Source organism: Streptomyces sp. NPDC127092 (genome assembly GCF_042722475.1).
In the GTDB taxonomy this organism is placed as follows: Bacteria; Actinomycetota; Actinomycetes; order Streptomycetales; family Streptomycetaceae; genus Streptomyces.
In genome coordinates, this window is sequence record NZ_JBHXFE010000005.1 from 180,124 (window position 1) to 204,490 (window position 24,367).

The 24,367-nt window shown below is 70.9% G+C and carries 22 protein-coding genes and 1 pseudogene; 13 read left to right on the forward strand and 10 right to left on the reverse strand.

The genetic code is table 11. The features are described 5' to 3' along the window. Window positions 1-104 precede the first annotated feature (104 nt). Window positions 105-1,082 (reverse strand): ArsR/SmtB family transcription factor, encoded by a 978-nt coding sequence (locus ACFWJO_RS06470; protein ID WP_386863683.1) that lies wholly within the window; start codon window positions 1,080-1,082, stop codon window positions 105-107. Between the two features lie 89 nt (window positions 1,083-1,171). Between ACFWJO_RS06470 and ACFWJO_RS06475 the strand changes: the two genes are divergently transcribed. The 3 genes from ACFWJO_RS06475 (at window position 1,172) to ACFWJO_RS06485 (ending at window position 3,990) form a co-directional block, all read left to right on the forward strand. Beyond that, window positions 1,172-2,488, forward strand: coding sequence for an MFS transporter (locus ACFWJO_RS06475; RefSeq protein WP_386863684.1), 1,317 nt, complete (start codon window positions 1,172-1,174; stop codon window positions 2,486-2,488). Between the two features lie 171 nt (window positions 2,489-2,659). Next, entirely contained in the window at window positions 2,660-3,244 is a 585-nt protein-coding gene (locus tag ACFWJO_RS06480) for a DinB family protein (protein WP_386863685.1), read from the forward strand. A 536-nt stretch (window positions 3,245-3,780) separates the two neighbouring features. Then, window positions 3,781-3,990, forward strand: coding sequence for a hypothetical protein (locus ACFWJO_RS06485; RefSeq protein ID WP_386863686.1), 210 nt, complete (start codon window positions 3,781-3,783; stop codon window positions 3,988-3,990). 110 nt (window positions 3,991-4,100) lie between these two features. Here the strand turns inward: ACFWJO_RS06485 and ACFWJO_RS06490 are convergent, their stop codons facing one another. Beyond that, entirely contained in the window at window positions 4,101-5,216 is a 1,116-nt protein-coding gene (locus ACFWJO_RS06490; RefSeq protein WP_386863687.1) for a hypothetical protein, read from the reverse strand. Window positions 5,217-5,330: 114 nt separating this feature from the next. Here ACFWJO_RS06490 and ACFWJO_RS06495 point away from each other — a divergent pair, with 114 nt between their 5' ends. Together ACFWJO_RS06495 and ACFWJO_RS06500 are read left to right on the forward strand one after the other, a co-directional pair. Then, a complete protein-coding gene (locus ACFWJO_RS06495; protein WP_386863688.1) occupies window positions 5,331-5,774 on the forward strand; it encodes a restriction endonuclease in 444 nt (147 codons plus the stop codon). A 396-nt stretch (window positions 5,775-6,170) separates the two neighbouring features. Next, window positions 6,171-6,656: a hypothetical protein gene (locus tag ACFWJO_RS06500; RefSeq protein ID WP_386863689.1), complete on the forward strand. Its 486-nt coding sequence runs from the start codon at window positions 6,171-6,173 to the stop codon at window positions 6,654-6,656. A 496-nt stretch (window positions 6,657-7,152) separates the two neighbouring features. Here the strand turns inward: ACFWJO_RS06500 and ACFWJO_RS06505 are convergent, their stop codons facing one another. After that, a complete protein-coding gene (locus ACFWJO_RS06505; RefSeq protein ID WP_386863690.1) occupies window positions 7,153-7,521 on the reverse strand; it encodes a hypothetical protein in 369 nt (122 codons plus the stop codon). 389 nt (window positions 7,522-7,910) lie between these two features. Here ACFWJO_RS06505 and ACFWJO_RS06510 point away from each other — a divergent pair, with 389 nt between their 5' ends. Then, window positions 7,911-8,108: a transposase gene (locus ACFWJO_RS06510; RefSeq protein ID WP_386863691.1), complete on the forward strand. Its 198-nt coding sequence runs from the start codon at window positions 7,911-7,913 to the stop codon at window positions 8,106-8,108. 421 nt (window positions 8,109-8,529) lie between these two features. Then, window positions 8,530-8,799 carry a hypothetical protein gene (locus ACFWJO_RS06515; protein WP_386863692.1) on the forward strand — a complete coding sequence of 90 codons (270 nt, stop codon included), beginning with the start codon at window positions 8,530-8,532 and terminating at the stop codon, window positions 8,797-8,799. Window positions 8,800-9,015: 216 nt separating this feature from the next. Here the strand turns inward: ACFWJO_RS06515 and ACFWJO_RS06520 are convergent, their stop codons facing one another. Beyond that, on the reverse strand, window positions 9,016-9,282 hold the full coding sequence (locus ACFWJO_RS06520) for a DUF4235 domain-containing protein (protein ID WP_386863693.1): 267 nt from the start codon (window positions 9,280-9,282) through the stop codon (window positions 9,016-9,018). Further along, entirely contained in the window at window positions 9,279-9,518 is a 240-nt protein-coding gene (locus ACFWJO_RS06525; RefSeq protein ID WP_386863694.1) for a DUF6479 family protein, read from the reverse strand. The genes ACFWJO_RS06520 and ACFWJO_RS06525 overlap by 4 nt, the downstream gene beginning before the upstream one ends. Before the next feature lie 520 nt (window positions 9,519-10,038). On the opposite strand from ACFWJO_RS06525, the gene ACFWJO_RS06530 reads away from it, so the two are divergent. Beyond that, window positions 10,039-10,788: an ArsR/SmtB family transcription factor gene (locus ACFWJO_RS06530; protein ID WP_386863695.1), complete on the forward strand. Its 750-nt coding sequence runs from the start codon at window positions 10,039-10,041 to the stop codon at window positions 10,786-10,788. Window positions 10,789-10,963: 175 nt separating this feature from the next. Next, window positions 10,964-11,482 carry a hypothetical protein gene (locus ACFWJO_RS06535; RefSeq protein ID WP_386863696.1) on the forward strand — a complete coding sequence of 173 codons (519 nt, stop codon included), beginning with the start codon at window positions 10,964-10,966 and terminating at the stop codon, window positions 11,480-11,482. Window positions 11,483-11,548: 66 nt separating this feature from the next. On the opposite strand, the gene ACFWJO_RS06540 is transcribed toward ACFWJO_RS06535, so the two are convergent. The 4 genes from ACFWJO_RS06540 to ACFWJO_RS06555 all read right to left on the reverse strand — a co-directional run bounded on the left by ACFWJO_RS06540 (window position 11,549) and on the right by ACFWJO_RS06555 (window position 15,563). Further along, window positions 11,549-14,110, reverse strand: coding sequence for an Ig-like domain repeat protein (locus ACFWJO_RS06540; RefSeq protein WP_386863697.1), 2,562 nt, complete (start codon window positions 14,108-14,110; stop codon window positions 11,549-11,551). 366 nt (window positions 14,111-14,476) lie between these two features. Further along, on the reverse strand, window positions 14,477-14,680 hold the full coding sequence (locus ACFWJO_RS06545; protein WP_386863698.1) for a hypothetical protein: 204 nt from the start codon (window positions 14,678-14,680) through the stop codon (window positions 14,477-14,479). After that, the gene (locus ACFWJO_RS06550; protein WP_386863699.1) at window positions 14,677-14,850 is read right to left on the reverse strand and encodes a hypothetical protein; all 174 of its coding nucleotides are present in this window, start codon (window positions 14,848-14,850) and stop codon (window positions 14,677-14,679) included. Before ACFWJO_RS06550 ends, ACFWJO_RS06545 begins: the two co-directional genes overlap by 4 nt. Before the next feature lie 236 nt (window positions 14,851-15,086). Then, window positions 15,087-15,563 (reverse strand): hypothetical protein, encoded by a 477-nt coding sequence (locus tag ACFWJO_RS06555; protein ID WP_386863700.1) that lies wholly within the window; start codon window positions 15,561-15,563, stop codon window positions 15,087-15,089. A gap of 433 nt (window positions 15,564-15,996) precedes the next feature. On the opposite strand from ACFWJO_RS06555, the gene ACFWJO_RS06560 reads away from it, so the two are divergent. After that, window positions 15,997-16,725, forward strand: coding sequence for a DUF2625 domain-containing protein (locus ACFWJO_RS06560; RefSeq protein ID WP_386863701.1), 729 nt, complete (start codon window positions 15,997-15,999; stop codon window positions 16,723-16,725). A 6-nt stretch (window positions 16,726-16,731) separates the two neighbouring features. Here ACFWJO_RS06560 and ACFWJO_RS06565 read toward each other — a convergent pair. Continuing rightward, window positions 16,732-16,936, reverse strand: a pseudogene (locus ACFWJO_RS06565) (transposase); the annotation flags it as partial. A 382-nt stretch (window positions 16,937-17,318) separates the two neighbouring features. On the opposite strand from ACFWJO_RS06565, the gene ACFWJO_RS06570 reads away from it, so the two are divergent. The 3 genes from ACFWJO_RS06570 to ACFWJO_RS06580 are packed head-to-tail and all read left to right on the forward strand — an operon-like array spanning window position 17,319 to window position 24,366. After that, window positions 17,319-18,173: a DUF4132 domain-containing protein gene (locus ACFWJO_RS06570; RefSeq protein WP_386863702.1), complete on the forward strand. Its 855-nt coding sequence runs from the start codon at window positions 17,319-17,321 to the stop codon at window positions 18,171-18,173. Continuing rightward, window positions 18,170-23,146: a hypothetical protein gene (locus ACFWJO_RS06575; RefSeq protein WP_386863703.1), complete on the forward strand. Its 4,977-nt coding sequence runs from the start codon at window positions 18,170-18,172 to the stop codon at window positions 23,144-23,146. Before ACFWJO_RS06570 ends, ACFWJO_RS06575 begins: the two co-directional genes overlap by 4 nt. Before the next feature lie 50 nt (window positions 23,147-23,196). Then, a complete protein-coding gene (locus ACFWJO_RS06580) occupies window positions 23,197-24,366 on the forward strand; it encodes an AAA family ATPase (protein ID WP_386863748.1) in 1,170 nt (389 codons plus the stop codon). Window position 24,367: the final 1 nt, after the last annotated feature.

Genomic DNA, 24,367 nt, shown 5'->3' on the forward strand with positions numbered 1-24,367 from the left:
AACCCAAACCCGGGGCTCTCCGCCTCGGCCCCACGCCCGGCCTGACCGTGGCTGCGGAATCATCTACTGACGGCACCCTCAAACAACAGTGCCGATCAGAGGCGTCAGCCCGAACCGGCGACCAGCGCCTCCCCGAGCGGGGTGCGCCGGTAGAGCACCGAGCGTCCGGACCGGGCGCGGACGAGCAGCCCCGCGCTTCGCAAGATGGCGAGGTGGTCTCCCACCGCGCCGGGTGCCATGGCGAGGCTGCGGGCGAGGTGGCTGGTACTGGCCGGGGCGTCCAGCGCCACCAGCAGCCGGGCTCGGGCCCGGCCGACCAGAGCGGTCAGCGCGTCCGGTCGGGGGACGTCCTCCTGTTCGCTCCACAGGGCGGCGGTGCCGCGGGCAGGGTAGACCAAGGTCCTGGGCCAGGGGTCTTCCAGGTGGGCGGCGACATTCCCGACGAAGGCCGAAGGGATCAGCAGGAGCCCGTCGCCGGCGAGGTGGATGGTTCCGCCTCGGAAGAAGCCGAGTTCGATACCGCCGGCCCGCCAGGCGATGCCCGGGTGCAGGCCCTCGATGGTCGTGGCCCATCCGTGTTCGCCGATCACACCCACCCGGTGCACGACATCGCGCTCACAGATCGCACGCAGTTGCGGCCAGTCAGGGGCGAGCAGCTCGTGCCACGCCTGGTCCATCGCCTCGGCGATCCTGGAGACGGCGTCCGGCGAGTCCAGCACGGCGCGTACACGAGGATCACGGGCGGACGGGCCGGTCGCGGTGGCGGCCCATTCGTGGCGGGCCGCCTCCAGCGGTGTGGCCCGGATCGCGGCGAGGTCGTCCGTCCAGGTCTGGTTGAGGCCGCGCGGGGGCGGGGCGACGAAGTTCGGACCGCCTTGCGGGGCCTGCAGGGCGAGGGCGGCGTTCAGTTCGGTCTCGCGGCGAAGCCGCTCGAAGGCCGGCATGAGCCGGGAGGCCCAGGCTCGCGGCAGCGGCCGGTCATGGCCGGCGAGCGAGCGCAGCAGCAAGCAGAGGTCAAGCGCGGGGGAGAGGGCGAAGCGGCTGCGCAGCAGGTCCTCGACGGAGACTTCGAAACGCAGCACCCTGCCATGCTACCGCGGCACGCCTGCTCCGATTCGTCCAGCGACGAATCATTGGTGAGTGGTGTGGGCGCACGGCGAGGCTGGGCGTCATGACCCCAACCGCCGAAACCGCGCAGGGCAACCACCCTGCCACCTACCGGGAGGTGCTGGCCGAGCCACGATTCCGGCTGCTCTTCTCGACCCGCGCCGTCGCGATCGCCGCGGGCTCGCTGCGGATCACCACGTACTCGGTACTGGTCTTCGCGGCCACCGGCTCCGCGCTGCTGAGCGCACTGGCCTTCGGCATCGGCTTTCTCCCGCAGTTGTTCGGCTCGCTGCTGCTTGGCTCACTGGCCGACCGACTGCCGCCCCGCGCGCTCATCGCCGGCGGCTACGCCCTGGAGTGCGCCGCCGCCCTGCTGCTCGCCCTGGTGCGGATGCCGATCGCGGCAAGCCTCGGTGTCGTGGCGCTGGTCGCCCTCGCCACACCGGTGTTCGGCGGCGCGTCGAGTCGGCTGGTCGCGCAGTGGCTCAAGGGCGACGCCTATGTACTGGGCCGTTCACTGAACAACATCGCCTCCTCTGGCGCGCAGTTGTTCGGTCTGGCGCTGGGAGGTGCGGTCGTCGCGTTCCTCGGCACGCACCGGGCGCTCGCGGTGAGCGCCGCCCTCTACCTCGGCTGCGCGCTCGCCATCCGCATCCGGCTACCGCGGCTGGAGCCGGGAGAGTCCGGCGGCTCACCGGGCAGTGCTCGGGGCGATGGCGGGGCCGTTCGGGCAAGCCTGTACGGTGCCGGCCTGCTGCTGCGCGGACACGACGTACGACGACTGATGCTGGCCCAGTGGCTACCGCCCGCGTTCGTCGCCGGTGCGGAAGGTCTGATCGTCGCCTACGCGGGAGGACGCCGCTTCGCGCCGGGCTGGTACGCGGTGCTGATGGGCTGTCTGCCGGTCGGCATGCTCGTCGGCGACCTACTGGTGGGGCGACTGCTACGGCCACTGACCCGGGAGCGGCTGGTAGTCCCGTTGACTGCGCTGACAGGACTGCCGCTGATCGGCTTCGCAACCGAGCCCGGAGTCTGCGTCTCCGCCTGCCTGCTGCTGCTCAGCGGCTTCGGATTGGCCTACGGTCTCGGCCTGCAACGACCGTTCCTGGATGCCCTGCCGCGGGACGGCCGGGGCCAGGCCTTCGGTCTGCTCGGTTCCGGCAGCATGACGCTGCAGGGCGTCGGGCCGGCCTGCTTCGGCGCGGCGGCCGCAGGCATCGGAACAGGCGGCGCAATCGCCCTGGCGGGCGGCGCGGCGGTGCTCACCGCCGGCTGGATCCTCACCTGGCACCCGCCCGCCTCGCCGCTCCCCGTCCGGAAGAACTCAACGGCACCGGAGAACGGCGCCGAACAGCATGCGTGCAGTTCTCCTGCACGGTAACCGTCCCACGCCGGGCCGGCCGCGAACCGTCTCCTGACCGCAGTCATTTCCCGCGCCGGCTCATGGCGTACGGAGTCCTCAGCCTCGGGTCTGCCGGCCACGGGCGGCGGCGGTTGCGAACCACGTACGGAATCTTGAAACCACGCACAGCCCATGGAAGGTTCATGCCGCATGATCGACCAATTCGCCAAGGACAACCTGCACGGGAGACTGCGGCGGGACCGCAAGGCGCTGCTGTGGAAGCTCGACGGCTTGTCCGAGTACGACGCCCGCCGTCCTCTGACGGCGACCGGGACCAACCTCCTCGGCCTGGTCAAACACGTGGCCACCGTCGAGGCCAGGTACTTCGGCGAGGTCTTCGACCGCCCTTCCCCGGAACAGCTGCCCCGATGGCAGGACTACGACGGCAGCGATCTGTGGGCGACCGAGGACGAGACCCGCGACCAGATCATCGAGTTCTACCGGCGCACGTGGGAACACGCGGACGCGACGATCAACGAGCTGCCCCTCGACGCCCCCGGCCATGTGCCGTGGTGGCCGGAGCCCGCTCCCAACACGAACCTGTTCGCCGTCATGGTCCACGTCCTCGGAGAATCCCTCCGGCATGCCGGACACGCCGACATCCTGCGCGAAGGCCTCGACGGCCGGACCGGGCTGCGCCCCGAATACGAGCAGCAGATCGACGCGGAAGCCCGTGCGGCCTACTGCGCGAAGATCGAGCAGGCCGCCAGATCAGCCGCAGCAATCAAGCCCTGACCAGACATCCCGAACAGTCCGAAGCGGCTCCCTTACGTTCGCATGCGATCTCCGAGCACCCGGCCACCTGATATGCCCGCGTCACCCGATGGGGCGTTCAGCCCGCGCCCTCGTCGTCCTCGTCATCCAGCTCGAGCGTGCCCGGCGGCGGCCGGCGGCCGGCGGCCGATCCGGTTCGCGGAGGGCGGGGGCGGCAGTTCGCGGAGGGCAGGGGGCAGCGGGCTCGAGGACAGCGGAGCCGTATCCCTGCCGGCACCGTACTGTAGGCCTGGAACCTGCCTCACCTGCCACTGGTTGATCCGTCACACGACCGTGCCGGCCACAGAGCAGAACCCGTCACTCGCCCTCGTCGCCGCAGTCGTGAGGACGGCGCTGCACCGCATTACCGTCGTCCTCCCCCACCCGTTCATCCGAGAGTGACCGGATGAACCCGGCTGGCGGTCCCGCTCGCCCCACGGCCGGGTTCAGGCGGCGAGGTGGCAGGATGACGCGGTGTCCGACTCTCTGCGCGAACCCTGGCTGCGCGGCATCGGGCAGTGGCGCTCGAACACGACTACTTCTGGTCCGTTCCGGGCGACGAACTCTACGACGTCCCCAATGAACCGAAAACGATCACAATCGGGCAACTCTCCGAGTCATGGCAGCACCTTGAAGACCTCCTCGCCGACCCGGACCGAGCCGTGAGCCACCACCTGGTCGGGCTCGCCGATGTCCTCCGCGCGATCGGACAGGACACCGCCCAGTAACCAGCGCACGTGCGACGTGACGTGACGTGGAACTACGAAGTCACACTGGAGTACTAGGCTCTGTCGTCAAACTCCCGCCTGGCCACGACGCCTGGCATTCGATCGCCAGGTCAGCCGTGTGCCCGATGCGGCGCCACAGGACCGTAGACGGAGGGCTTGACGTCACGTGGCAGGCGGAGCGCGGGACAGTCAGGCTCATGCTGGATGAGGCTGCAGCCCGTGCGGAGCCGGGAGCGCTCGCCCCCTTCCGTGAACAGGACTTCGGGAGGGTACGTCTCGAACGGCTCGCCGCCATAGTCGACAACGGCTGTTCCGTGATGCTCGAGACAGGTCCAGTCAATCTCCAGCCGCCAGCCGACCTCTTCAGCACCCACCGCCGGCTCGATCCAGAGTTGCTCCGGATCGGCGGCGCTGATCGTCAGGGGAAAGTCCACCCCCTCGGGCCTCAACTTCGGTTGGCCCGCATCGAGGTCGACGGAGAACTTCCTCGGCTCCAGGGGCCCGAGGATGTGCGCCTGATAGCACGCCCGTCGCGGTTGGCAGCGAGAAACGACCACGGACCGGGCCCGGTGCAGGATCACCGCTCGCGCGGTCCGCGCCTGCAGCGTCACTACGTACACGCTGCCGCTCGGTGCCATGGGACGGGGCGGGTCGGCGTCCACGATGAGGTCGGCGTGCCACGCGCGCGGGTGGATTTCCACGCCGACGACTATCGGATTCCTCATGTTACCGGCGTCATCGCCCACGGCAGCGTGAACGTGCACGCCGCCGGCAATGCTGCCTGCTTGGATCACATTCCCCAGCGTCCCACCGGTCACGCTGTTGCTGGTACTCCCCGGTCCGCCCTGCTGGTTGAGACTCGGAGCCCGCCGACGCTCCTCACCGGATAACGTCACTGGGATCCCGTGCAGTTTCTCCAGCAACTGACGCCCGACCTCGACTGCCCGCACGAGGTCGTCAGGGAGGTCGAGTGCGGCATGTCCGGCATGGTAAACGGACTTCCGCAATGACCGAAGCTCCGGCACCAGCCCCTCCGCCGTCGGCCTGTCGACCGCCGGAAACACGTGCGGCCACTTCACCGCCGAGGGCGTCAACACGCTTGCGAGAGAACCGATTCCATGGGCACTCAAAGAGCCGAGGATCTCTGTTGTGTAGGAGTCCAGGAAATCGACCAGTTCGGAGAGTTCAATCGGGCTGAGTGTCGTCTTGGGCGGGTGATCCGACATCGCACCTCACAGCTGCTTTCGCGGCCCACGCAAGTGGTTTGCCTCCCGAGTGTAACCTCGTCGCCCTCACATCGACGGTTCGTCAACTCATGCGCCACAAAGCCGAGTTGCGTCATGAGTCGTCGCTCGGGACGCCACTTCGGGACCGAGGCGAATGCCTGGAGCTGGCGCGTCACGGACCTGCTGGCGGCCTCCGACGATGAGCACACCCGCGAAGTCTGGTTGAGAGCCTTCACGGAGCTGCGCGCGATGCACCACCGGGCCTTCGAGCACCACATAGCCCAGATGCTCACCTTCGACGGGTTCACGGTGGAGCGCTGGAGCGGCGGGGCCGGCGATCTCGCGGCCGATGTCATCGCCCGCCTCCCGGCTCCAGACGGCCGCCGTGCGATCGTGCAGTGCATGCACGTCCAAAACCAGGACACCACCATCGTCTCGGGCGTCATCCAGCAGGTCGCCGGGACACGGCAGCTCCAGGAGGCCGACTTGGCGTTCGTGGTGACCACCGGCCGGTTCCCCAAGCCCGCGACCGCGAGTTGGAGCTCGGTATTCAGCTGACACGGTGGTGCAGTGGGCTCTGCGTGGCGAGCGCCTGCTCGATCTGTTCGCCGAGGCGGGCTGTTTCCCCGCACCGCAAGCCCGCCGTTCAGGTGGCGTCCCCGCGGGGCCTGTGCCCGCTGGGGGCGGCACGGACAGTTCGGTGGCCGCCGAGCAGCCGGCCCGGTTTGCCCTCGGCGTCGCTGTCGGGCCGATTCTGGTATCGGAGTTGTCCTTCCGGGCCGCCCAGGCATCGCGCTCAGCCGCAACAAAACCGGTCGATCCTTACCGATCGCCGGAAGAGTCGCCCTCCTTCCTGGAGTGATCACCACGCCCGCACCGCCGCCGGAGACCCGTGTTCCTCTGTTCAAGGGAATCGGGGGTGCGATGGGTCGGCGAGCCGGGCAGCATGGCGGGGTGACCGACCTGCTGTGGGATGACGTGGAGTGCTTCTTCGACCCGGACCTGATGGGGGCCTTGCCCGACGTGCGCGTGCCGGGCGCGTCGGTGGAGGAATGGCAGGCGGTTCTCGATCTTGTGGGGGAGAGGGGCTGGAAGCACCAGTACTCCGAGGGAGAGCTGGTGCTTCCGGTGCCGCGGGCGGAGGACGTGCTGTCTCGCCCGTCGGATGCCGAGTGCCCAGCCCTCCGGGTCTGGCCGACGGCCGATGTGCTGGCGATCTTCCGCTTTCACACCGATCAGGAAGTCGACTTCGACCTGGATCTGCGGGAGCTGCAGGGCCAAGATCGACTTGATGTGTTCTGCGGCTTCCTCCGGGAGATCGGGCGGCGACTGGGCAAGCCGGTGCTGATGGATCCGGAGGGCGACCCTGGCCGTCCGGTACTCGGCTTCGATGTCGAGGCGGATCGAGTCGTTGTCCTCGCGAAGTCGCCGGGCAGATGACTGCGAGCACCGCAAACCACGTACGCTGCCCCGCCTGGATCGCGCGCGGCCGCTGCGGAGTTGTTGCGGCCGAGGCCGGTCCATGGAGAGCGCCTGGGGGAACGTGGAGAACCTCGGCCCGCTCCCGTACGGCGATGCCCCAGCCGCCGCGAGCGGTCGGGGTCCGCATCACGAAGGCCCTCCCGCTCGGGCGCTGGGTGCACCGTCAGCGCAATGCGCTGCACGCGGTGGCGAGCTCGGATCCCCACCGCGAGAAGCTCCTTGGACGGTCCGAGGCTGGGATGTGTTGGGGAACCCGGTGAGGAAGCACTTGCTCCGGGCCGGCGGCCTCCTCCGCCGCCCGCCACCACCTGCGACGCCCCCGCCGGCCACGCCGCACCAGGGGGCGGCGCGCCGGTCCAGGAGCGGCGCGCCGGACCACGCCTGAGCCGGGTGGCTGGGGTGGGTCGGTTCCGGCGCGGGGGCCGGGTGCCTGGTGATGCGGCTGGCCGGCGGTCTACACGGGGCAGTTGGGAAGCGGGTTCGTCTCGCTGTAGATGTCGATGTCCCGCATGTAACCCCACTGGCCGTTGTCGGCCTGCGTCCACACCCATCGCCTCGGGTGCGGTCCGCCGATGTAGTCCCCGTTGTCGGACTTGCACTCGAACCAGCTGGTTGTGGTGTACATGTAGCCGACGATGTCGCCGCCGAACTTCGACTGGTACACCGGGGCGCCGTAGACGTTGTTGCAGTACCAGCGGCCGGCGTTCCAGCAGTCGGACGCGAGTTGCCCGGCGGAGGCCGTGGGGGCGGTCAGCGCGAGTGAGGCGCCGGCCACCAGCGCCGCCAGCGCGGTCTTCACCGCCCGTATGCCGTACATGCTCATGTCTCTCCTCGATAGGTGACGGTTCCGGAGCGGGACGGGCAGCGCACCCGGCAGGCGGCCGCGGGGCCCCGCCTGCGGAAGTCTGACGCGGCAGCCACAGCCCCCGACAGCTTTTCGAAATCGCTCAAAACGAGGGAGGACGGCGCGAGGCGGTGTACTCGGGACGACGGCATCACCCACACCGTCGCCCACAGCCACGTCACCCCCGCAATGCTCTGTGACCATGCCACCTCTACGCTCACCGTCCCGGCCATCGCGTACGCCGGCACACCGAGGACGCTGACGGCGACCACCACGTGGAATTCAGGCACGCGGCCCAGCGCCGGGTGGAGGGCCCGGCCAGGCTCCGGTGACATCCTTGGGACGTTCATCTGATCTTTGGTTGACGTGTGTCGCTGACTGATGCGCAGTGGGCGAGGATCGAGCCGTTGCTGCCGGACAGGACACCGAAGCGGGGTGGACGGTGGCGTGATCGCCGGAAGGCGATCGACGCGACGGCGTTCGAGTACCGCACCGGGACGCCCTGGATGGGCCTGCCCGAGCACTTTGGGTCGTGGATGGGCGCTCACAGCCGGCTGCGGAGATAGTCCATCGACGTCAGCTGGGAACGCGCTTTCACCGTCCTCCTTGCCCAGGCCGACGCTGAAAGCGACCTCGACTGGGTCGTCGCGGTCGACTCCCCTTTGGTCCGCGCCCACCAGCACGCCGCCGGGGCCCACCGAAGGGGCCCCGGCCGACGAGCCGGGCGGCCATGCCCACGGACGGTCCCGCGCCCGCTGGCCTGAATCCGGGCCGTGCTCCCGCAGCCCGCCGACCGGGCCGCCAGTTGCGAAGGCCTCGGCAGGCCGCGGCAGCAGACCACCTGCCTCCGACCGTGACGCCCGCAAACGGCGCAGGGTCGAGCGGGCTGACTCGAGACCGCTTTTGGCACAGAATGATCGCGTGCTTCCTTCTCGACTGCTGTGGTGCGATCCCCGGCCCATCCCCCCGTTCAACCGTCAAGAACCGGTGAAACTGATCGTCCGGGACCCCGGTTTCTACGAGCCGACCGACGAGGACGACTGCACGGTGTTCTCGTACTTCTGCCGGGCGCATGACCGCTTCTACCAGAGCGAGGCCTGCGGGGAGGGACCGCATCTCGTGGCTCTGCACTGTGAAGCGCACGGGCCCGAAAACATGTGGCCACAACCACTCACACTCGTGTTTCCCGAAGGCTTTGAGCCTCCGCTCAGCGAGGCGCAAATCAGCTGGCTGCAGGCAGAGTGGGACGCCGCTTAAGCTCGATCCGAGAGCGACGCCCTACTCCTGGGCTTCGCCCCACCGGTGGCGGCCACGATGGCGTACCTCATTGGCGATGCGGACGAGCAGCAGCTGCGCGCGTCCGCCCGCGGGCACGTCGCGGTCGCCGAGGGCCTGCTGCCTACGCGCTCGACCAGCTCGTCGCCGGACGGGTTTCTCCGCGCCGGCCTTTTCAGCGTCGCCCAACAGGGGCGCTCAGGCGGGCCAGGTGCCGGTGAGGCGGCGCAGGGCGGTCGCCCCGCCACGGGCGACGGCGGCTTTGACGAGGGCGAAGAGCGCTCCCTGGATGGCCGCGGCGAGCAGCACCTCCTTCCAACGGCGTTCCTCGTCGGTGGCCTTGGGGGCCTCGTCCTCGTGCCGCAGCAACTGCCACGTCTTCTTGAACGCGGCTCCGGCGAGCAGGCCGCTCGCGGCGCCGAGGGCCAGTGAGGCGGGTCGGTAGGCGAGGGCGGAGGCCTTCATCGCTGTCGCTTCCCTCCCGAATCGGGTGCTGCGGAGTCGTGTACTGCCGTCTCGTGCGTTGTTCCGGGCGCCTGCCGGACCTCGCCCGTGGGCCGGCGTCTGCGGGCGACTCGTTTGCTGCCCCACCAGAACGCGCCAAGCAGCACGAGCACCACGACGAGCCCCACCAAGATCATCAGCAGCGACGGCGTCCCGGAAGCGGCGAGCGGCAGGGCCGCCGGGTCGAGGGGTGTCATCTCAGGCTTCCTTTCGCTGCGACGATGAGCGGTCGCGTGCCGAGTACCCCGGGCGGCGGACCACATGCGTCGCATCCCATGCCCACTCGCCCGATGCGCCCCACGCGCTCAGGTGTCCTGGCGTTCCGTACGACCATTCGCTACGGTGCGTGAAGGTCTAGTGACAGGTGTCCGGCGTACGGGGACAGATGGCCTGAGCATGCATGCCGGCAACGCGGCAGGGACGCTTCCGCCGCCGAGCCCGGTCGGAGAACTGCCCCGGGGTAGCCACCGGAGCACCGTTCCGGGTTCCGGCCAGGGTCGGGTCCGGACGCAGCCCGGCGTCGGGGCGGCAGGCAGACGGTCTTGTCAGGGATGATGATCTCGGCACGCTCTGCTTGGCGGCGTCGCTTGGCGGCGAGGGCGGGCATACCGGTGCGCCGGTCGCCGGAGCTCTTCGCTCGCCTCGTTTACCTCCCCGCGGGCCGAGGGCCGCCTCATCGGCACCGGCACGTTCATATCCGTTTTTGACGACCGGTCCGTGATGTTGTCCGGCAACACCGTCCACGTCGCCGACGATCTTGCCTGTCGCACCGCGTTCCTCCGCCTCTCTCGGTTCGCGGTTTCCCCGCTGCGGCAGGTCACCGGCACCCTCATGCCCTGGGGGCTCAGCCCAAGGGGTGACTTCCGCCCCGGGCTCGCCCAGGCCCGTCGGTCGCTGCGCCGTGCGGGGCTGCCTCTGCTCTCGGCATTGGCGCTCGACGGCGCCGGCTATCTCCCTGACTTCCTCAGCCCGTATCCGACGTGTCCCGCGCCGACCGTCGAGGATGAGCTGGGACTGGTGGCTGCAACCGATCCCGAACGGGTCATGAGTGAGCCGGAGTTCGCCCGCCGCGGCCGGCCTTCGTGCGGTCTGCAGGGGATCGAGCCGTCAGAGACGCTACGCCGGGCCATGTCCCGCGGCCAGCGCCATGTCGCGCTCCAGGCCGCCACCGAGTTACGCCGCTACTGGCAACTGGCCTTCGCGCCCCACTGGAATACGGTCAAGTCGCTCCTCGACGCCGAGGTGGACCGGCGCGCGAGCACCATCGTCCGCTACGGCGCTGGACCGCCAGGCCACCACCTCCGAGCTGGCGACCCGTCACTTCCTCAGCCCGCGACGGTCTCGTACCACCTGGGGATCTTGCGTCGCTCGGGCCTGGTCAGCCCCACTCGGGACGGGCGGTACGTCCTGTACCGGCGTACCGCGCGGGGAACCGGGCTCGTCACCGATGAGCAGAACCTGCGCTGAAGGCGCCTGGCTGAGAGGCCAGGCCGGACTCCGGCTGACGCCGGGGCGGCTCCGTCTCGCGGCGCCCGTCCTGTGACTTGAACGCGTTCAAACTCTGTGTCAGGGTACGTCATACGTTCCTGAGGCGGCTTGTCGCGGGGGCGGCCTGTGGAAACCGGTAGGGGTGGAGTGTGCTGTGTTCCTGTCGTACGGCGCCGTGCTGGCCTGCCGTGAACCTCGCCCTGACGGCCGGTGGCAGGTGCACCGTCTTCCCTCCGGCAGCGCCGCCAGCCGGCGCCTCGTCCGGTTCGCCGTCGGGCGGCGGCAGATGGTGAACAGGCAGATGGTGAACATACGCAAGATTGTCGTCCCGGTCCTCGCCCTGATTGTCCTCGCGGTGGGATGTTCCTCACCTGATGGCGCGGCCGAGCGGCGTCTGACGCAGCTGCGGAGGGACTACTGCCTCAAGCTGGGAGAGTGGCAGGATGCGCGGCGAGCCGAGGGGGCGAAAACGCCGGGGTCACCGGCGTACCAGAAAGTCGGACCCGCCGCCCAAGGCGCCTTCCTGGCGATGCAACCACTCCGGGACGAGATCCTGAAAGGGGGCCGCACCTTAGGCGAGGAGACCTTCTGGACGATCGAGGGCGGTGACGCCAATGCGGAGCCTCGCGTCAACCAGTACTGCACAGACGCTGGCTTCGAGACGCTTCTCTGAGAGGTCGTCTCACTCGCTGCAGGCCGCCACCCCACGGGGGTGGCGGCCTGTTCCTGTCGCCGGGCTCTAAAGGGCGGCGCACTGGCCGCGGCGGCTGCCTGTCACGGTGTTGGGGACACCGCGGTTGGTCGGCGGGGGCACGTTGCCCGCGCAGCTGAGCGATCCACCGATGGTGTTGTCCACGATGGCGGCCCGGTCGTCGATCGGGAACGGTCCGCTGCCTGTGGTGCCGTTCACCTGGACGGAGCCTCGGATGTCGTTGGAGACGAGCTCGGCACCGGCCCTGTTGTCGGTCAGCTGTACGCCTCCGGTGATGCGGTTGGGTGCGCAGCCGTCGTCACCGGGGTCGCCCAGGAGGACGAAGCCGGTCGCCCGCTGGACGGAGATGCTTCCGTCGACGAAGCTGTCGCAGATGGCGAACAGGGTGCCGCGCGATGACAGGACGCTGCCGTCGATGGTCGAGTTGCCGATGAACAGTGCGCCCTCCGCGATGCCGTGGACCGTGCCGCCCACGTTCGCGTCGATGATGCAGGTGCTCTCACGGCTGGCGAACACGTCCCGGGGGTAGTCGCCGGTGATGGTGCGGGTGCATGCCACCGTCTGGGTCAGGCTCGCGGCGTCGCCGGCCAGGTAGTTGCCGTCACCGCTGTACTGGGCCGTGATGGTGTGGCTGCCGGGCAGAAGGTTCGCGTGGGTGAGCTGCGCCCGCGCGCAGTCCGTGCCGCCACCGGGGGTGAGTGTTCCGGTGCCCAGCAGGGTGGTGCCGTCCCTGAAGGTGACGGTGCCCGTCGGGGCGGCGGCGGGCGCGGTGCTGGCGCCGCTCGGGCAGACGACCGCGGTGAAGGTCACCGGCCGGCCGAACGAGGACGGATTCGCGCTGGAGGTGAGCGTGGTGGTGGTCGGTGCCTTGCTCACGGTCTGGGTGAGGGCGTCGGCGGTGCTGCCCAGGAAGTCCGTGGTGCCGCTGTAGGTGGCGTTCACGGTGTGGTCGCCCACGCTCAGCGTGGAGATCGGGGCGGAGGTCGCCCGGCCCGTCGTCGTGTCGACCGGCACGGCACCGCCGACCGCGCTGCCGTCGACGGTGAAGCTCGCGGTGCCGCCGTCGGGGACGGGCCGGACGGCCGCGGTGAACGTCACCGGCTGCCCGTAGACCGACGGGTTGGCCGAGGACGACAGCGAGGTCTCGGTGACCTGCGGGATGCTGAAGAACATGGCGTGGATCGGCGGCGAGCCGACGGGGTCGCGGCCTCCGGTGTGGCCGGGGAACGCGCCGTAGAAGGTGTTCCCGACGGCCTTCAGCTGCTGGTAGTCGCCGAGGACGCGCTGCCGGGCGCAGGTCAGGTTCGGCGGGTTCGGGTTCGGCGGCTGCGGGCGGGTGTCACAGCCCGTCTGGTCGGTCACGGGGGAGGAGAAGGTCTGCAGCAGGGTGTCGCTGAAGGTGGCGCCCTGGTCGGTGCTGCGGGCCAGGTGGGCGGAGAAGACCGGGAAGCCGGCCGTGTTGGTGCCGTCGAAGGTGTGGTACAGCACGCCGATGGTGCCGTTGTCGAGGACGGCGACGGACGGCAGTGCCGCGTCGGTCGACGCCGAGATGTTGACGGCCGCGCCGATGTTCAGCCCGCCCGAGCCGTTGTCGGTGAGCCGGCGCATCCGGAGCTGGTTGTTGCCGGTGGCGGTGTCGGCGCCGTACGCGACGTAGACGTCGCCGTTCCTGGGGTCGACGGCCGCGTGGTTGATGCCGCCGAGGAGGGCGTTGACGCCGCCGAACTTGTAGCCGAGGCCCTGGTTGCTGTTCTCCGTGGCGACGACGATGCCGTTGGCGTTGCCGTTGAGGGTCCAGGTCCGGCCGTTGTCCGTCGAACGGTTGAGCCGCCAGGTGACGCTGACGGGCTGGTTGCGCAGCACGCTGTTGGTCTGGTTCGTGCCGGTCGAGGTCTGATACAGCGCGTACATCGTGCCGTTGCGCGGGTCCTTGGCGAGGCGCAGGGCCCCGTTGGTGACCAGCGGAGTCATGGCACCGGCGATGTTGTCCCGGCTGACGCTCGCGGGCTGGGAGGCCGCCGCGCCGTCATAGACGGCCACCCGCGCGTCCGGGGCGCCGCCGAAGTCCTGCATGCCGATGTAGGCGTTGTCCTGGTTGGCGTTCGCGGTGTCACGGTTGATCAGCAGCCATGGCTGGTCGGTTCCCGTGCGGGCGCCGCTCGTGGCCTGGGTGGGCGGGTTGCCGAACCATCTCCAGTGCGTCGCGTCGGTCGGGTCGTCCGTCGAGCCCGTCACCGTATGGGACGTGGCGCAGAACGCGGCTGTCGCGGTGGCGGAGCTGCAGGTGAGGAACGCGCCGTGGAGGTTGCCGTTGCGGTCGAAGTCGATCGTCTGGTCGTTCGGGCCGTTCGTCGTGTCGGTCAGGCCGTGGAAGGGGATGGTGGCGTGGTTCGTCCAGGTGATGCCGCCGTCGTCGGAGTAGAGCAGATCGGCGTTGCCGCCGCCGACCCCCGACCAGCTCCCGTTGAACCGGGTGATCACGATCTCGTTGGTGTTGGCCGGGTTGACCGCGATGGACGGTTCGTTGCCGCCGCCGCTGGAGGCCGACGCGGACGCGTCGATGACGGCCACTCCGGGCGTGGCCCGCACGGCCTGCTTCAGGGGCAGGCGAGTGCCCTGGGACAGCGGCCGTCGCGTGAGGTCTGTCGGACTGCTCAGCAGTTCCCGGTCGGCCGGCGCGGGGACCGGGGGCGGCGTGTTCGCCCACGCCTGGAAGGGGGCCGTCAGGCCCAGGGTGAGCGTGACGGCAAGTGCACCGGCCGATCACCGAACGTGATCGTGTGAAGCCGGGGCGAGCCGGAGCAGCTTTCACGCGAGGATCTCCTCATCGGGAGGCTACGAGACGATCAGCAGCGTGATCACCGAGCGTGAGGAGCGCCAGAGAGCAACCCGCGCCCACACCCCTTCGCCGACGAACTGCACCCCTTCGGTCGAGCCCGAGCGGACAGCCCTCACTCACACAGACGGAACGGTCAGCTTCACGGTCACCGTCTCACCCGCCCGTACGCGCACCCGCGCGCTGACGCCGAACATGTCCTCGGTGATCCGATAGGCACCAGGCGGCAGCTCGAACCGGAAACCACCACCGGGGGAGGCACTGACCGCGCCTGCCACCACCCGGCCGCGCTCGTCCCGCGCCCGCACCGGGTCGCCGTTCACCGGCACCCATACCGCGTCTGGGCCGTCCGGGCCGCCTGCACCGGAGCGCGGATCCCGGCCGGCGGCCGTACGACCGTGCCGTGCACGGTCCCGGTCGCCTGCTCCGCCCCCGGTCCGCAGCCGACGACCGCCGTCGAGGCCACGAGCAGCAGCCCAAGCAGCACCAGCATCCCAGCGCCCCTGCCAGCGCGCCTGGCCATCGCGTTCACCTCCGCCATCAGGTATGCCCCGCGCAGGTGGTCCTGTCCATCCGAATACCTGGCGGCTGCCCCGTCCCTGCGTGCAGGCAAGAACGTGGCGCAGCCGCACCGGAGGGCGGGCGCTGCCGAGGTGAGCCCACGAACAGCGCCGCCCACATCGTGATCCAGGGACGGCCGGGTTCAAGCCCAGTCGGCCGACAGCGTGGTCAGTCTTCCCGGCGGGTCATGTGCATGTGCCAGTTGGTGAGCCAGGTCCGGCCGTCGTCCACGGAGAACGCCTGCTCCCAGTGAGCGGTCGTCTCCCTGATCTCCGACCAGATGAAACGGACCTTCACCGGGCGGCCGTCATGCTCGTCGTCACCGTGGAAGACGCCGGTGCCGTCGGGGCGGAATCGACCGGTGACGGGAGGGAAGAGGACGCCGCTGCGCTTGCTGGCCCAGTACAACGACCAGGCGTCGGCGGCGGGATCGTACAGCCGGAGCGTCAGCCCGGCGAAGCCCTTGGTCGGGAACTCGATCTCGTCGAAGCTCGCGCGACCGTCCAAGTGAGCCGACGCGCGGGTGATGCCCGGGAACTCCTCCCATTGGTCTTCTCCCTCGGTGGGGTCGAGGAAGTCCTTGCGCCAGCGGTTGGCGACATCGTAGGTGCCCATCAAGAACGTGAATGCGGTGCTGTTGTCCATGAACTGCACGTTAGGAGGCCTTCACTGACATCCCATGTCAGTGAAGGCCGACAGGATTCGGCGCAGAAAGCAGTCGGGGGAGTGGGCCGGCTCGCCTCGGCCACGAGCGGGATGAGCCGGTTTCCCGGGGGAGGGGGCTGAGCGGCGGTGGGTGAGCCGAGCTGATGACGTGGACGACTGGACCGTGGTCGGGCATGTCGAATGCGACAGCGAGGTCGGGATGGAGATCTCCGATTGCTGGACCGAGTACGACATCCGGCTGTTGAGCACAGCGGTCTCAAAGGGTCCTCACGATCGACCGGCGACTCCCGACACCAGCACGACACCAGCACGACAACAGGACACGTCTCCTAAGACGTCACCTCGATTGACGGATCGAAGTGCGGGTGACCCGGCGGACTGAGCCACTGGGTGCTGGTGCGACCATGCGGGTATGCGCGAGGTCAATGAGCTGATCAACGTCGACGATCCAGCCTGGCCGCTCCTCCTTCAGGAGCTGTCCGGCACCGAGGTACCAGTTGAGGTGGTGCCCGGCGATGCCGAGATCGGCCGCGCCTCCCTGTTGCAACTGCAAGTCTCCGCCCGATCAAATTTGGGCGGCCTCGTACTGAACTGCGGCGGTCTGCTCGTGGACAACGGATGGTTGCGGATCTTCGGAAGCCCGAGTGGTGCCGACGCCGAAGGACTGCCCGGTCTGGCCGAGATCAACGCGATGCCCCCGGCGTTCGACCCCGGATGGGCGTCGGGTGCAGGTCTCGTGGTCGCGCACGATGTGCTGGGTGGGGTCTTCGCTCTCAACGGAGGTAACCCTCGTGAGGCCGGTCGGCCCGGCGAGCCAGGCGAGATCCTCTACTTCGCCCCCGATTCCCTGGGCTGGGAGGCCCTGGGTGCCGGCCACTCGGCATGGCTGTCCTGGATTCTCTCGGGAGGGCTCCAGGAGTTCTACGAGGGTCTGCGGTGGGACGGCTGGCGCGACGAAGTCTCTGTGCTGAATGGACGGCAGGGACTGTCGTTCTTCCCTCCGTTGTGGTCGGCCGAGGCCCGCCAGGATCTGCTGGCGACCAGCCGTCGTGCGGTGCCCATGGCGGAAGTCCTGAGCCTGAGCCGGACCTCGTGCCTTCAGTTTGACGGCGCCGATCCTGGGTTCCTCGGTGTCGCATGAACCGGCTCACCCACCCGGACGCCGGCAGCAGATGAGGGTGGCGGCGATGCCGGCGAAGGCGAGGAAGTGTTCGGCCTTGCGCTCGTAGCGCCGGTGCAGGCGGCGGCACCCGGCAAGCCAGGACACCGTCCGTTCCACAGTCCAGTGGTGGCGGCCCATGTGCTGGGAGGGCTCGATGGCCCCTGCGTGCGATGCGCGGGGTGATGTTCCGGGGGCCCGCATGTTCACCGAGTCGATCGCGCACCACGACCAGTCCAGCTCCCCGCATGCTCCGAGTTCGTCCAGGACCAGACGGTGGAGCTTGCCCCACGCCATCCAGGGGACCGGCGACCAGCTCTGGGCGCAGCGGATGGAGCAGCCGGACCGGCTCCGCCGGACCCCCGGCGCCTCCGCACCGCCCGCCGCCTCGATCGCGTCCAGGGCCGCGGAGGGCCGGTGGAGGGCGCGTACCGTCACGCCGAAGGCATCCTGGCCCCGAAGAAGTCCTGGCCCCGAGGGCTGGACGCTCTGGCGGACAACACCTCGGACGTGCGCTGTCAGTGGTCTGTTCTAGAGTTCCCGGCACTTGATCACTGAAGTGCGGGGAGGCACGTGTGGGGTGGGTGACGGCCGGCGACTACGAGGTCGCGCTGGAGGCCGGGAAAGTGGTCTGCCGCAATGCGGCCGGGCGGCGGCTGAAGTCCGTACCGGCCAAGCTCGCTGACGACGCGGCCGTCATGGGACTGCGCCAGCTCGCCGAATGGCTGGAGCGCCACGAGCGGCAGTGCCTGACCGACGTGGAGCGGTGGATGGTGCGCTCGCTCCCGGTGCCGCTCGCCGTGATCGCCCGCGTGTGGCCCGACCCGGCCTGGCAGAGCGCACTGCGCGATCTCGTGGTCACAGGACCCGACGGCGAGGTCGCCGGCTTCCTCCGGGACGCCGACCTCGACCGCGGGCTCGGTCTCGTCGACCTCGACGGCGACACCGTGCGCATCAGCCCCGACCTCGTCCGCCTCCCGCACCCGGTGCTCCTCGACGAGCTCGAGGACCTGCGGGAGTTCGCCGTCGAACTCGGCGTGGAACAGCGCGCCCAGCAGCTCTTCCGCGAGGTGTGGCACCGCCCCGGCGATGTCGACTCCGAGGCCCGCACGGTCGAGGACTACGCGGGCGGGATGTTCAAGGAACTGCGCTTCCTGCACGGCAGGGCCACACAGCTCGGCTACCGCGTCCGCGGCGGCGACGCCGTCTGCTCCCTGCGGGAGGACGGCCGCACGGTCGAGGCCCGGGTCTGGATCGGCGACTACGAGACCTACATGGAGACCGAGACCGGCCCGCTGACCTTCACGGACGCCTCCGGGCGCGCACTCACACTCGGACAGGTGGGGCCGGTGGCCTGGTCCGAGGGCATGCGCATGGCGGCCGCACTGTACGCCGGGCGCGACATCGAGGACGAGGAGCAGGCCGCATGAGCACGACGTACGACGAGACCACGGCGGCCGCACTGCTGGAGTCGGGCGCCGTCCTGCCGCCGGGCAGCACCACCCGAGAGGACGCCGACACCCTCACCGTCCGCACCTACACCCACCCCGCCCTCGACGACCGGCGCGTCGTCCGGCTCGTGCCGGGCACCCTCGGCGAGGCCGAGGACCTCGCCCTGGAGTTCCTCGGCCTCGCCCGCGAGCCGGAGACACCGGAGGTGGGCCAGGTGCGGCGGGAGACCCTCGGCTTTCCCGCCTGGGCCCTGGTCAACGACCCCGGCAACGGCCATCACGCGCTGGCCCTGGTCAAGGACGTCGAAAAGCTCGCCCGGCAGGCCAAGTCCCGCCCCGGCACCGCCAAGGAGGGCTTCGAGGCCCTCGGCGAACGGCTCGGCCGCGCGGTCCCGCACTTCCTGCCGACCTTCTACGAGCAGGCCGCGCGGATCTTCCTCCAGCACGAGAACACGACGTACGCCTCGGCCTTCTTCGGCAAGGCGCGCGCAGCCGAGCGGGTGCACGCGCTGGCCGTCGACGAGGACCGGCAGCGGGCGGTGTTCCTGGAGTTCGCGTTCGCCGGGGCGCTGACGGTCAAGGCCCTCAAGGAACATGTGAAGGACCTCGCCCGCCGGCTCGACCCGGCCGAAGCGTGGGCGCAGTACCGGCAGCTCACCGTGGAGCGCTGCGCGGCCGGCATGCCGCCGTACGCCTCGCTGCCGCAGGACGCCCGCAGCCTGATCAAGGCTGCCGGACTGAACCGGGTCACCGAGGAGTGCTCCCTGGTCGCCGACCTCATCGCCTCTCCGGCCGCGGTCCGCGCCCCGGCCTCCTTCTGGAACACCTACCGGGCCACGCTGTCCGTCCTCGTCGAACAGCAGCCGTCCGCGCGGACACGACTGCTGGAGATCATGCCGAACGGCCTGGGCCGCAGCGTCGAGGACGACGAGTTCTGGCTGGCGTTGCTCGCGGAGACCGGTGCCGACCGCGTACTGACCGGCGAGGACACCGAGTCGGCCGCGCCGGTCGACGCCGCGGAATGGCTCGGCCGCTGGGCCGCGCACCGCAAGCACGGCGCCTCGTTCTCCAACCGCTCCCCGGCCACCCTCGCGCTCGTCGAGCGCATGGCGCCGCGCCTGCGCGCGGAAGACCGGGCGGTCGATCTCTTCACCGGCCGCTGGCACGCGGGCGCCGACCTCGACCTGCTGGACCTGTGCGCGGCCCACCGCATCCCGCTGGCCGTCCCCGACGCCCACACGCCCGTCCACCTGCCCCTCGACAGCTGGCTGCGCGACAGCGGACCCGGCCGCCGCGACCTGACGACCACCGCGGCCGACCCACGGCTGCGGCGCCTTCTGTACGAGGCGATCGGCGCGCTGAGCGGCAACCGCGCCTCGTCCGAGACGCTGGAGAAGCTCGCCGCGCACCCGGTGCTGGGCGACGTCCTGCGCGAGTGGATCGCCGACCGGGCCGGCGACTACACCCGGGCGACCGGACTGCCCGGCGCCCGCGCGGCCCTGGACCGGCTGCGGCCCTTCCGCCCGGTCGCCACCCGGGTCGACGCCGACGCCGTCGCACGGATCGCCGCCCACGAGACCGCGCCCCTGCTCGGCCGCACCCTGCGCGCCGGCATCATGGACGAGCTGGGCTGGCCCGCCCTCGACGAGGCCCTGCGCAAGCTCGACGCCGAGAGCCGCCCCAAGGCTCCTCACAACGACCTGGCCGTCTGCGAGGCCTGGCCCGCACTGATCGTCTCCCGCGGGCACAAGGCGATCGTCGTCGGCCCGGAGAGGGTGCTGCTCGAACACGACCTGCGGCTGCCCGTGGAGCTGGACCACTGGAGCCGCCCGCAGTTCCGCTACACCGACGGCGAACTGCTGGTGATGTGGCGGCACGGCGGCAAGCAGTACGGCTACTGGTCCAATCGGCCGTCGGAGGTGTTCACGCTCGGCGGCGAACAACTCGGCTACTGGTACGGCGGGCACATCGGCCTGCCCTCGATCCCGCTGCCCGGCGGCGGCCGGGCCACCGGCGGTCGCACCCTGCACGCCGGGGACACCGTCCTGCCGCCGAGCCGGGCGATCATCGGCGACGGCACCCATCTGTGGCGCCAGGGGAGGCAGGGCCGACAGCAGGTGTGGCTGGAGTACGACCCGTCGACCGGCCGGCACGGACGTGCCTCCCTTCCCGCGCTGCTCGCCTCCGGTGTCCGCGAGGACGCCTCGCTGCACCACGCGGTCTGCGAGGTCCTGCCGATGCAACCCGGCCTCGAGCACAGCCCCTTCGGCACCGACGGCATCGTCCTGGGACGTTGGGTGCGCAAGGAGAAGGACGGCGACGAGCAGCGCACCACCACCGGTACTCCTGACGGCCGTACGGTCACCATGACACGGGGCATCCCGCTCGGCACCCTGCGCATGCCCGGCGGTGCCGAGCCGGTCGCCGCACTCCTCGACGGGCACGTGGCCCTGTTCGCGGCCCACGACACCTCCTCCGACGGCCTCCTCGGCCGGGTGACACTCGGCGACCGGGGCAGCGACTTCGCCGCCGGAACCCGGTACATGCCGCACGTCCCCTACTGGCACGCCCTGCGTCCTCGCGACGAGCGCGGCTCGGCCGTGCTGCGAACCCTGGACGACGGGCGGGCGGCCGGACTCCTGCGAGCCGGAGCCGCCGCCCTGGCGGAACGGCAGGCACAGCTCGCCGCGGCGGACGAGACCACGCGCGGCGGCATCGCCACCGCGGACGAGTTCGTCCGGCGGGCCGTGGCCACGGCGTTGCCCGAACTCACCGACGCGCGGCTGCTCGTCGGCGTCTCCTGCCTCGTCCGCACCGCGCTGCGGCTGACCGAGTCGGCCACGGCCCTCGCGGCGCCCCCTGTCCAGCGGGAGGCGCAGGACAAGCGGCGCACCGAGGACATGTTCGCCGACTACAGCCCCGAGCACGGCGACGACCGGACACTGCGCGAGGCCACCGCCGGCATCGTGCATCTGTGGGGCGGGTGGGGCAACCAGACGTGGACCGTGCTGCGCCAGATCCGGGCGGTCAACCACGTGCTGTCCGGGCACCCCGCCGAAGGCAAGCCGCTGCCCGCCGGACACGGACGTCCCGCCCCGCTCGGCGACGGCTGGACCAGCGACGAGCTGACGATTCCCGCCATCGGCACGATCTGGCCGCCGCTCCTTGGCGTACTGCGCCCGCTCGCCTACCGCGCGGCCATGCCGACCGTGCCGGACGCCGAACGAGAGGCGCTTCTGCTGCTGTTCGAGGCCCTGGCCGACGGGCCGCTCGCCGCGGCCGGGGACGCGCTGCGCGAGATCGTCCTGGCCGAACCGGCCGAGAAGCAGCAGCGGGTGGGCCAGGTCCTGCGCCGGGACGGCCGTACCGTCGTCATCCTCGGCTGCCAGCGCATCGACACGGCTCGCGGCCAGGTGCACTGGCTCGCCCTGGATCACGACCCCACCGGGACGTTCGGCGCGATCGCGCACTTCACCCTGGAAGAGGAGACCCGGCGCCCGTCGGTCTTCCCCGCCGACGGTCTCGCCACCGTCGCCCGGCTGGTCCGGGACAAGGGCGCCGCGCCCTGGCGGCCCGAGGCGGTCCCCGCGCTCGCCGCCGCGACGCGCGGAGGGCTGGGGCCGCTCCAGGCGACCGTGCTGCTCGGCGCCCAGCCGCACGACCGCCACGCCGACGCTCTCGCCCTCCTGGGCCTGAAGCCGCGGCAGATGGACCAGGCCAACGGCATGCTGGGGTCGCTGTCCGCCGAGGACCGCACGGCGCTGCTCGGCGCCCTGCTGCCCGCCGACCCCGACGACCTGTGGACGACCGGGCCGGACACCGACGCGGCCGGCCGGGTGTGGACGGAGCGGCTTGGTTCCCTCGTGCGCCTGCCCGAGGACGTCACGGCCGACCTCGCCGGTCTGCCCTGCACGGCCGCCGAAGCCGTGCTCAACCCGGGCCGCACACCCTGGATCAGCCGGACCACGGTCATGCGGCCGGACAAGGACGGCCACCTCGCTGCGGAGGACCCCAAGGCCCTGCCGGCGAGGGGAGACGTCGTGGCGGCCGCCGTGTCCCTGGCTTCCCTCGCCTACGGTCTGCCGTACGGTCATCCCCTGCGCGCTGCTCTGCCCGAGGGCCTCGCCGCTCTGCGCCGCCGGGTCGCCGATCCGCAACTGTTGCTGGACCTGGACGTCGAGTGGACGGAGAAGGGCGGTCCGACCGCCGTCGAGATCCGTAAGGCGTTCGGGCTGCCGGCCACCGGAGGCGTGGATGCGGACGGACTGGTCCGGGCCGGCGAGGCGCTGGTGCTGCGCCCGTGGCACCAGCGCGACGGCGAGACCACGCTGGTCCGCCCGGCCGGACTCACCGGCGCGGACGACGCCGTCTTCGGCCTGCTGGACGGGCTGGTCGGTCCGCTGCGCGGCGCCGGACTGCGGGCACTGCGCACCATCCTGTCCGACGACCTCGCCCGGACCGTCGCCGCAGGCACCGGCCCCGACGCGCCCGCCGGGTATGCCCAGGACCCCACGGCCAGCGTGCCCGCGCTGGTCACCGAGGTCTCCTCGGCCCACGGACTGAGCGAGGACGCGGCAGCGCTCTACCTGCAGCTGCTCGCCCTGCCCGACCCCACGGACCGCAACTGCGCCCGCTGGACCGGCTGGAAGCCCACCCGGCTGAAGAAGGCCCGTGCCGAACTGGCCGCGACCGGCCTCGTCGTCGAGGCCAAGCGGGCGAGGGCGGGGCGCACGCTCTTCCTGCCCTGCGGCTGGCGCGACCTCAAGGGCGCCGCGCTGCCGGTAGAGACCTGGAAGGAAGGTCTCTACCCGGTCCACCCCGTCCTGCGCACCGTTCCCGTGCTCCCGGTCCCTGAACTGTTCGCGCGCGCCTGGGAGCGTGTGCGGTCCGGCGACGCGCCCACCTACGAGGAACTGGTCACGCGCGCCACCCGCAAGGGGCGGAGCCGATGACGACCGCCCAGACCTCCTCCACCTCCGACCGACCGGAAGACCCACAGCCGATGACCGCCACCCTCACCCCCGACACGGCCCGTCAGATCGTCCCGCCCGAGGATCTGTACGCCACCGAGCTGGCCTTCCTCGCCGCCTACGACGACGGCCCGCGCCCGCCCGCCTGGCGGCTCACGCCCCGTGCCGTCGTCACGTTCGTCATGGGCAGCGCAGGCCAGGCGCTGCGGCTGCCCGACACCGCCGACGTACCGGACGGAGTGCCGCGCCGCCTGACCGTATCGGGCAAGTTCGTCGGTGACCGGGCGCTGGTCGAGCGGTGCGTCGTCACCCTCGCCGGTGAGCGCGGGCTGCTGCTCGTCGGCGAGCCCGGCACCGCCAAGTCGATGCTGTCGGAGCTGCTGTCGGCGGCCGTGTGCGGCACCAGCGGGCTGGTCGTGCAGGGCACCGCGGGCACCACCGAGGACCAGCTGAAGTACGGCTGGAACTACGCCCTGCTGCTGGCCCAGGGCCCGAGCCGCACGGCCCTGGTGCCCTCACCCGTGCTCACCGCGATGAGCCGGGGCGCCATCGCCCGGGTTGAGGAGGTCACGCGCTGTCTGCCCGAGGTGCAGGACTCCCTGGTCTCGCTGCTGTCGGAGCGGCGCATCGCCGTGCCGGAACTGGCGGGCAGCGGGGACGCGCTGGCGCACGCCGCACCCGGCTTCAACCTGATCGCCACCGCCAACCTGCGCGACAAGGGCGTCTCGGAGATGTCCGCCGCGCTCAAGCGCCGCTTCAACTTCGAGACCGTCGGACCGATCGCCGACCTCGACGCCGAGTGCGCGCTGGTGCGCAGCGAGGCACGGGCGTCCGTGGAGCGCGCCGGGGCGCCGTTCCAGGTCGACGACGCCGTCCTGGAAGCCCTGGTGACGGCCTTCCGGGATCTGCGGGAGGGCCGGTCGGCGGAGGGCTGGGAGGTGGAACGGCCGTCCACCGTGATGAGCACCGCCGAGGCCGTGTCCGTCGCGGGCGCGCTGGGACTGGCCGCCGCGTACTTCCCCGGCGACCGCGACGTGCTCGGACTGCTGCCGGGCCATCTGCTCGGTGTGGTCCGCAAGGACGATCCCGCTGACGCGGCCCGGCTGCGCGGCTACTGGGACGGCCCGGTCCGGCGCCGCGCAGAGCAGGGCTCCGCCACCTGGCGCACCCTGTGGGACCTGCGCACGGTCCTGGAGGGCTGAG

Coding starts and splice junctions, on each gene's coding strand:
- ACFWJO_RS06560 (WP_386863701.1), top strand. CDS start 15,997: ATGCGCGAGGTCAATGAGCTGATCAACGTCGACGATCCAGCCTGGCCG.
- ACFWJO_RS06480 (WP_386863685.1), top strand. CDS start 2,660: ATGATCGACCAATTCGCCAAGGACAACCTGCACGGGAGACTGCGGCGG.
- ACFWJO_RS06475 (WP_386863684.1), top strand. CDS start 1,172: ATGACCCCAACCGCCGAAACCGCGCAGGGCAACCACCCTGCCACCTAC.
- ACFWJO_RS06575 (WP_386863703.1), top strand. CDS start 18,170: ATGAGCACGACGTACGACGAGACCACGGCGGCCGCACTGCTGGAGTCG.
- ACFWJO_RS06555 (WP_386863700.1), bottom strand. CDS start 15,563: ATGGACAACAGCACCGCATTCACGTTCTTGATGGGCACCTACGATGTC.
- ACFWJO_RS06520 (WP_386863693.1), bottom strand. CDS start 9,282: ATGAAGGCCTCCGCCCTCGCCTACCGACCCGCCTCACTGGCCCTCGGC.
- ACFWJO_RS06505 (WP_386863690.1), bottom strand. CDS start 7,521: ATGAGCATGTACGGCATACGGGCGGTGAAGACCGCGCTGGCGGCGCTG.
- ACFWJO_RS06490 (WP_386863687.1), bottom strand. CDS start 5,216: ATGTCGGATCACCCGCCCAAGACGACACTCAGCCCGATTGAACTCTCC.
- ACFWJO_RS06525 (WP_386863694.1), bottom strand. CDS start 9,518: ATGACACCCCTCGACCCGGCGGCCCTGCCGCTCGCCGCTTCCGGGACG.
- ACFWJO_RS06580 (WP_386863748.1), top strand. CDS start 23,197: ATGACCGCCACCCTCACCCCCGACACGGCCCGTCAGATCGTCCCGCCC.
- ACFWJO_RS06550 (WP_386863699.1), bottom strand. CDS start 14,850: ATGCTGGTGCTGCTTGGGCTGCTGCTCGTGGCCTCGACGGCGGTCGTC.
- ACFWJO_RS06495 (WP_386863688.1), top strand. CDS start 5,331: ATGAGTCGTCGCTCGGGACGCCACTTCGGGACCGAGGCGAATGCCTGG.